This is a genomic window from Bradyrhizobium sp. UFLA05-153 (assembly GCF_054185185.1).
On sequence record NZ_JBBIAM010000233.1, the window covers coordinates 1 to 6,630 of the forward strand.

The 6,630-nt window shown below is 58.4% G+C and carries 7 protein-coding genes; 2 read left to right on the forward strand and 5 right to left on the reverse strand.

Translation table 11 applies throughout. From position 1 onward, the window contains the following. Nucleotides 1–13 precede the first annotated feature (13 nt). Both Q2941_RS50190 and Q2941_RS50195 read right to left on the reverse strand, forming a co-directional pair. Nucleotides 14–265, reverse strand: a complete 252-nt coding sequence (locus Q2941_RS50190; protein WP_458197335.1) for a hypothetical protein — start codon at nucleotides 263–265, stop codon at nucleotides 14–16. 278 nt (nucleotides 266–543) lie between these two features. Further along, nucleotides 544–741, reverse strand: coding sequence for a hypothetical protein (locus tag Q2941_RS50195; RefSeq protein ID WP_458197336.1), 198 nt, complete (start codon nucleotides 739–741; stop codon nucleotides 544–546). 892 nt (nucleotides 742–1,633) lie between these two features. Here Q2941_RS50195 and Q2941_RS50200 point away from each other — a divergent pair. Then, entirely contained in the window at nucleotides 1,634–1,780 is a 147-nt protein-coding gene (locus Q2941_RS50200) for a hypothetical protein (protein ID WP_458197337.1), read from the forward strand. 653 nt (nucleotides 1,781–2,433) lie between these two features. On the opposite strand, the gene Q2941_RS50205 is transcribed toward Q2941_RS50200, so the two are convergent. From Q2941_RS50205 to Q2941_RS50215, 3 genes are all read right to left on the reverse strand, one after another. Then, nucleotides 2,434–2,763 carry a hypothetical protein gene (locus Q2941_RS50205; protein ID WP_458197338.1) on the reverse strand — a complete coding sequence of 110 codons (330 nt, stop codon included), beginning with the start codon at nucleotides 2,761–2,763 and terminating at the stop codon, nucleotides 2,434–2,436. 249 nt (nucleotides 2,764–3,012) lie between these two features. Next, complete coding sequence (locus tag Q2941_RS50210) at nucleotides 3,013–3,606, reverse strand: hypothetical protein (protein ID WP_458197339.1); 594 nt, start codon at nucleotides 3,604–3,606, stop codon at nucleotides 3,013–3,015. Nucleotides 3,607–4,473: 867 nt separating this feature from the next. Then, nucleotides 4,474–5,421: a hypothetical protein gene (locus Q2941_RS50215; RefSeq protein WP_458197340.1), complete on the reverse strand. Its 948-nt coding sequence runs from the start codon at nucleotides 5,419–5,421 to the stop codon at nucleotides 4,474–4,476. A gap of 163 nt (nucleotides 5,422–5,584) precedes the next feature. On the opposite strand from Q2941_RS50215, the gene Q2941_RS50220 reads away from it, so the two are divergent. Next, nucleotides 5,585–6,439 carry an arylamine N-acetyltransferase family protein gene (locus tag Q2941_RS50220; RefSeq protein ID WP_458197341.1) on the forward strand — a complete coding sequence of 285 codons (855 nt, stop codon included), beginning with the start codon at nucleotides 5,585–5,587 and terminating at the stop codon, nucleotides 6,437–6,439. Nucleotides 6,440–6,630: the final 191 nt, after the last annotated feature.

A 6,630-nucleotide genomic window follows, 5' to 3' on the forward strand; every position in this document is an offset into this window, starting at 1 on the left:
TTGAATGCTCGTATCAGCGGTGCCGCAGACCGCCGTGCACATTCGGAGAGTGGGCCGTGATCAGGTTTTTGTGCTTCAGGGCCACCGCTTCGGCCTCGCGTGCAAGTCGTTCAGCCTTTAACCTCTCGCGGTTTGCATGAAACGCGGCTTGGATGCGTTCATACTCGGGCATCGCTACTTTGGCATCGGTTTCCTTGAAGGCCCTTTGCGCCTCACGTTGGGCGGCAGTGGGCGGCTTCCATCCGTAATTTTTATGAGCGGTCATTCCCTCCTCCTTCGGTGATAGCCGTGGGGGCTTGTTGGGTCCGACCCTCAAAGTCTCTTCCTGTTTTTCAGTTACCGCAATCGAATATTTGCCAGCCGTTACCGCGCCGGCCATGGTCGCCCGGCTGGCTCACGGTCACCTGCAACCGGTCCATCACTTCGCGCAGCGCGCGCACAGAGGCCGATTACGAAGCCTGGCGCCACCAGCGGGACTGGACGGCATAGAAGGACTGAATGCACCACCTGGCGCTCCCACTGACATGGGCGTGTCATTCGTCATCATCGCACACCCTCCTTCAGCACCCAGCGCTGGTTCTGTGCGTCATAGCTGTAGATCGCCGGATCTGGCTTGCGCGTGCTCCCGCTTGCCTTCCATTCGTCCAGCGTGATGACGCGCTTCCGTCCGGGATGCGACGGATCGATGCGGCGATACGGCGAGATATGCGCGATCGGCTCGATAGTCGGGGGAATCTTCATCTGCGACCCCCAGGATCGGTTGCGTGGTCGGAATTCCGACTTCGGCATGCCTGCACGTCTGCCGGCCTCGATCGCCTGGTGGATACGCATCTGAAACGAGCACGTACGCGACTGGGCCGTCGTGCGGGTACTTCATTAGCATACTCCCTGCATGAAGATTAGTGCGGCAGTGATTGCGCGGCCAAAAATCGCAAGAGGCAAAGCAGCCAGGACTTTCGGCGACGCCGGGCGACATTAAGATGCCAGCCCCGCCGAATTTGTGGAAGCTACCGCCTCAGCCGTCGGGCATGCGCCGCCAGCCGCTGCTTCGTGCGTTTGCGCATCCTTTTGGCGCGTCTCGACATCTGTCCTCCTTCAGTTGCGTTGCGAACACTTCGTCAGTCTAGGCCCTTAATCCTACTGCCTCGGCCGGCGAGAGTGTGTCGCCAACCGCTGGTGGTTCCGCTCCCAATGTGACCGTTGCTGCGGTGTGAATTAACTCGTGTTTGATCTCGCTGTGGCGCATACTAACGCCATCACCGTTCCGCGTCCCTGGCATGTTCCGGTGATTGAGAGTGTTGTGCTCCCGCCTACGCGTAGGGAGGCACCATGACCGAATCTCGGCGCCCGTCGTCCACCCCACCGGTTGCGTTTGAGCGCCCCACCTGTCCGAGGTGCAAGGCGTCGATGATGCTCGTGAGCATCGAGCCAGAGCGCCCAGGCATGGACTTGCACAGGTTCCAGTGCGCTGTGTGCAACGACGTACTCACGATCCTTGCCGCCTACGAAGATCCTTTGCATTCCAAGGCCCTTGGCCGCTGGCTTCAAGGCGATTTGCATCCACCGAAGTGAGGTCGAAGTAGATCGATACCGCGCTGGCTTCATCGAGAAGCCCGAAGCTTATGGGTGAGCCATGACAGTCTTCGTCTACGTCAACACAAGCAAGCAGGTCGGCGACAAAGAGCACATCAAGGTGTTTGCCAACCAGGACGCGGCCGAGAAATGGTTCGAGGAAAACGACCCCGAGGGGGTGGCGTTCGAATATGAGGTTCTCGAATGAACTGGATCGGCCGCAGGACCATCTACGTGATGATGGTGATCGTGGTGCTGTTGATCATCTGGCAGATTCTTGCACCGCTTTAGAAGGCCCGCCAGCGTGAGCCGGCGCGCAAGACCGCAGGATATGCGGTGCAAGGTCTGCTCAATGGAAAAGGCCGCAGAGTGGTTCCAGCCCCTACTGCGGCCATCCCGGGCAAACTAAAAATCGGTACTCAAATCTCTCCGGTGTTCTCACAGTAGAACACCCCTTTCCGAAAATGGATTCCGTACAACTACCGGAGCGCCCATTGCCACATAAGAGCGGCCATGGCACGGCTTGCATTCCAGCCCCGAGCTCCCGGCTGCCGGTTCGATTGCGGATCAGAGCGCCGGGAGTGCCCAGGCCCGCCAGCGTGAGCTGGCGGGCCTTGTCGTTCACCGCCTCAGCCTGCGGGCGTGCGCAGCCAGCCGTTGGCGGTTGCGCCACCTCGAATACGGTCAGCATTCCGAAGAACGTTGCAGGCAAGGCCAGCTAGCATGAGCGCTTTGGCTGGTCCTTTCATGCAACGGCTTTATTTGCATTGGGGAAAAACTGGCAAATTAACGTTTGAAAGCCGAAAATCGGCGTTTAATCTCCGACCATGTGAGAGTGGGAGGATACTCGTGGGCCTCTACTTATTCCTTATGGCTGCGTGTGCTGTTGGCCTGCTGCTCCTGTCGGCATTCGGCCGATTGGGCCGATACTGAGCGCATTTGTTGCCGCGAATCCTCAGCCAGAGCTGAAACTGTTGGGTCCAGCACGATCGCTTTTGACTGTGCATGAATCGGCGCATTCACTCTGAGCATGGACGTGATCGCTACTTGGATTTTCGTCTTGCTCGTCGCCGCGAGCGTAGCGGTTTTGTCATGCGATCGATGCAATGCGCTCCTGATCGAACCGGGCGTGACCTGCTGGCGGTATCTCGCAATTGACGTATCGGTGGTCGCGATATCAATCGCCTGCATCCTAGTTGGGATTCCAGGAGCAGGGGCAACATGCCCTGAAAGCCGGTTGTAGAAACCATGGAGGATAAAGTTATGCTTGTGATTTACTTGCCGATCATCATCTTCGAAGCAATGCTCGAAGTGATGGCGAAACAGAATGTATCAGCGACGACAACGAAGCCGGTAAGTTTTGATTAGACCACCCGGACTGCTCATTGTGGCAAGCCTGCGAGAGCGGGACCTACGTGAGGCTCCTGAAGACAGAAGCCGCTAGCTCAGATAGGTCTCACCAGCCAGACGGCGCAAATCTTGCGTTCCGGGAAAAACATGCAATACAATGGCTCTATCTCGTTTTGAAGTTACTACTGAAGTGTATTTGACCATCACCAACGATTTTCGGACGAGGCTATGCTTACCGCCCTCATCCTCATATGCTCCGCTTCGATTGCGCCGCATCCCGATGACTGCACGCGCTACAATGCGAGCACGATCATACGGGTGCCGACTGAGTTTGGCAGCCCGGCCACCTGCTTCATGCAGGCCCAAGCTTACCTGGCTCAGAGTCCGGAAGGACAAGAGCTTGAGCTTGATCGTGATGCCCGGATCAAGTTGGTCTGTGTTCGAAGCGAAATCGTAGCCGGCATTCCGGTTCAGCGCAGATAGGGGAAACCGGACGGCCGCAAGCAGGTCACGCTGTGCGATGCCGGCGAGTACATCGCCGCGCTGCCCAAGACCGTACACGACGCGCCGGAATGGCAAGCGGCCATGGAAGCGCTGATCCTGGTGGCCGAACAAGGCGGCCCGACGATGCTCGCCCGGATTGGCATCATGCGTGCCTTGAACTGCGGAAAGCCGTCGCCACATTCCGGACCGCAGCGCGCTCACCGCTTGTTGTAAGCTTGCTGCCCGATCTGCGCCGGACGCGGGCGAGTGGTCCTGCTCCGCCGGCCGGGCCCAGCACCATCAATTGATGCGGTGTGATCGGGAGGCTCGCGACTTCATAAACCGGCAGGTCCGCTGCGACAACGTCGATGGTGCCCAGTATGAGAGTGGCAAGTGCGACGCCCGATAATCGATAAAACATGATACGACTCCATTTCTCGAAATCTTCGGTCAGTCCGATACGCGTTCAGGGCGGGCCGGACGCTGCGAACCGCCACAGCGCAGAAAATGAAACGTGATGAAAGACATGTTGGCGCGGTGGCGGTGCTCACAAGATCACCATGGCGATGCTAGTGCCGGCCGTGGGCGGAAGTCCTTAAGCCGTCCTTACATTTGGCTGAGCTTTCTCTTAAGGATGCCGGGAGTGCCGAGGCCCGCCGGTTCACGCTGGCGTGCCTTGGCGTTCACCGCCTTAACCGTCGGCAATGTATCGCGAGCCGCTGGCGGTTGCGCCTCCTGCGCGATCGGCGTTTGGTATCGAACCCGGGAATTTTTCGAGTGGTCGCTGATCTATTTTCTGCCGAGCCAAATTTGCTGCTGTGTGGGAATTGGGCTTTAGGCAATCGGGCCGCTAGGGAAAGCCTGGCGGCCCACCACGCCCAAGCCGACGCGCTCGAGATATAAGAGCAAGCGCGGCTACGTCGGCTGCGATACCGCTCATTGGCTCATTCCGAGACCATTGCGGATAAGGAAGTCGAGAGCCCACCTCTGCTTACCGTAAATCACATCCGGCCATATTGATGGTGCAGTCCGCCTAGGATCGGTCGGCATACGATATTCCCGACTCGCTCAACACCGCGAGGAACCGGGGCATCCTTGTTCAATGACAAATGAGTGCGCGTGGCGTTGTAGTAATCTTTGTACGATAGCAGAACGTAGCGCAGATGTCGTTCGCCGAAGTAGGACATGATCAATGCATTCCCTCCGGATTGAACCGATCAACCGTTCTGCAGAGGCGTTTTGCCAGGGTGAGCGGAAGGACGTCGGGCGGTCTCGAATGCCGATCGACCGAACCCGGCGGACAAAGATCTCGCCATAAACTCGATCGCGGTCCCTGATTAAGTAACGAGGGATTTGCTCCCAGCCACAGGCTTCAGTGAGCTGATTGGCGAGCCATTCGGCCGTCGGGTGCGCGGTCACCCCAAACCACAGGATCTGCCGCCGGCCATGGCCTATGATCAGCAAACCATAGAGCAGTCGGAACGAGATCGTCGGCACGACGAAGAGGTCCATTGCGACAATGCCATCCGCATGGTTGCGAAGGAACGTCTTCCATCCCTGCGAGGGAGGGCCCCTCCTCCGCGCCATATACTTGGCGACGCTGGTCTGTCCGATCTCGATGCCGAGCTTGAGAAGCTCTCCATGGATTCTCGGCGCTCCCCACAATGGGTTGGCGATGCTCATCTCGCGGATCAGCCGGCGAATTTCCAACGGTACAGTTGGTCGGCCGCAGCGGTGCCGCGATTTCCAGCGCCAATACGATCTGAAACCGGCACGGTGCCAACGGATGACGGTATCCGGCGTCACAATCGTGAACGCCTTGATGGTATTTGGCACCAAACGATACAGACCAACAAAGATCAGGCGATCCATGGCACTGAAGGGCACCCTCTTCGGCACATGCCGTCGCTGGATGTTAAGTTGATGACGAAGGATCAGGATCTCAGCTTCCAACGAGACCCGCGACCGGAACAATAGGACCAGCACCGACCAGACCAGGCTGTAAGCTTCTCTCATGAGACAAAAGCATTGCGCCATTCGACCTCACGTACCAGCCGGGTTAGGGTTTCCGACAGGGACAGGAGACAAGCGGGTTTGGTCCGAGGTTGCTTGCTTCAGCCCGGTGTTGCAACATGAGAGCAGCCGCTGCCTTCGACGGCGTCCTGAGTTGGGGGGCGGAATGTCTGAGGACCGTTTTGACCAGAATGCCTGGTTTGAGCGCATTGGCTATTCGGGGCCGGTCGCTCCCACGCTTGAGACGTTGAACCGGCTTATCTTCGCGCATTCACATGCTATCTCTTATGAGACTTTGGACATCATGCTTGGGCGCCCACCCAAGCTTGATGTGACCACGCTCCAGAAGAAGATGATCGCCGGCAAGCGCGGTGGATACTGCTTCGAGCAGAATATGCTCTTTCGGGCAGGACTTCGATCTCTCGGGTATCAGATAACCAGCTTGCAAGGACGCGTCGTTCGCGGGATGGCAATCGATGCGCCACGGCCGGCCATTCATATGTTGTTGAAAGTGGAATTGCCGGAAGGATCCTACCTCGCAGATGTCGGCTTTGGAAACCTGGCTCCAACTGCCGCCCTTTTGTTGAAACCACACATCGAGCAGGAAACGCCCCACGAGGTGATGCGTTTCATCGACGTTGCTGGTGAATTGACGCTACAGGCACGGCTCAAGCACGGTTGGGAGCACATCTACCGAGTCATTCCATATCCGCGGTACGACGGTGAATACGAAATCGCCAACTGGTATACGGGAACGCACCCGGACACCCCATACCAGGGCAACATCATTGCCGCAAAACCCGGGCCGAACCGGACCCGGGTCACCATGTACAACGCGCGAGTGACGGTCCGCGACGCAGACGGGCACGCGGAGAAGCGTTGGCTTCGGAGCGATGACGAGTATCGGGATATGCTGCGCGGTGAGTTCGGATTGAACATGTCCGACGAGGACATCAGTCAGTGCGTTGCTGTGATGAAGATCAAAGGCACCGGCGATGCTCCGCACCCCTTCTTTGCATGAGTTCTTCGCGCACTTCGAGCCGGCGCGCGGGAATGCTGCGCTCTCTGGCAGACCAATCAGTCTCAACGGCTCGAACAGCTCCCCTGATAGCGGCGCCAAAGCGGACCCCGCGGAAGGGTCGTGGTAGGGACGAGGATTGCTCCTCGCCCCCCACCCAGATCCCGGCGAGCGCTGCTAACGCACCGGGCTCC

Excerpts from the sequence above, each read along its gene's own strand:
- Q2941_RS50190 (WP_458197335.1), bottom strand. The coding sequence starts at position 265 with ATGACCGCTCATAAAAATTACGGATGGAAGCCGCCCACTGCCGCCCAA.
- Q2941_RS50195 (WP_458197336.1), bottom strand. The coding sequence starts at position 741 with ATGAAGATTCCCCCGACTATCGAGCCGATCGCGCATATCTCGCCGTAT.
- Q2941_RS50200 (WP_458197337.1), top strand. The coding sequence starts at position 1,634 with ATGACAGTCTTCGTCTACGTCAACACAAGCAAGCAGGTCGGCGACAAA.
- Q2941_RS50205 (WP_458197338.1), bottom strand. The coding sequence starts at position 2,763 with ATGCAGGCGATTGATATCGCGACCACCGATACGTCAATTGCGAGATAC.
- Q2941_RS50210 (WP_458197339.1), bottom strand. The coding sequence starts at position 3,606 with ATGTGGCGACGGCTTTCCGCAGTTCAAGGCACGCATGATGCCAATCCG.
- Q2941_RS50215 (WP_458197340.1), bottom strand. The coding sequence starts at position 5,421 with ATGAGAGAAGCTTACAGCCTGGTCTGGTCGGTGCTGGTCCTATTGTTC.
- Q2941_RS50220 (WP_458197341.1), top strand. The coding sequence starts at position 5,585 with ATGTCTGAGGACCGTTTTGACCAGAATGCCTGGTTTGAGCGCATTGGC.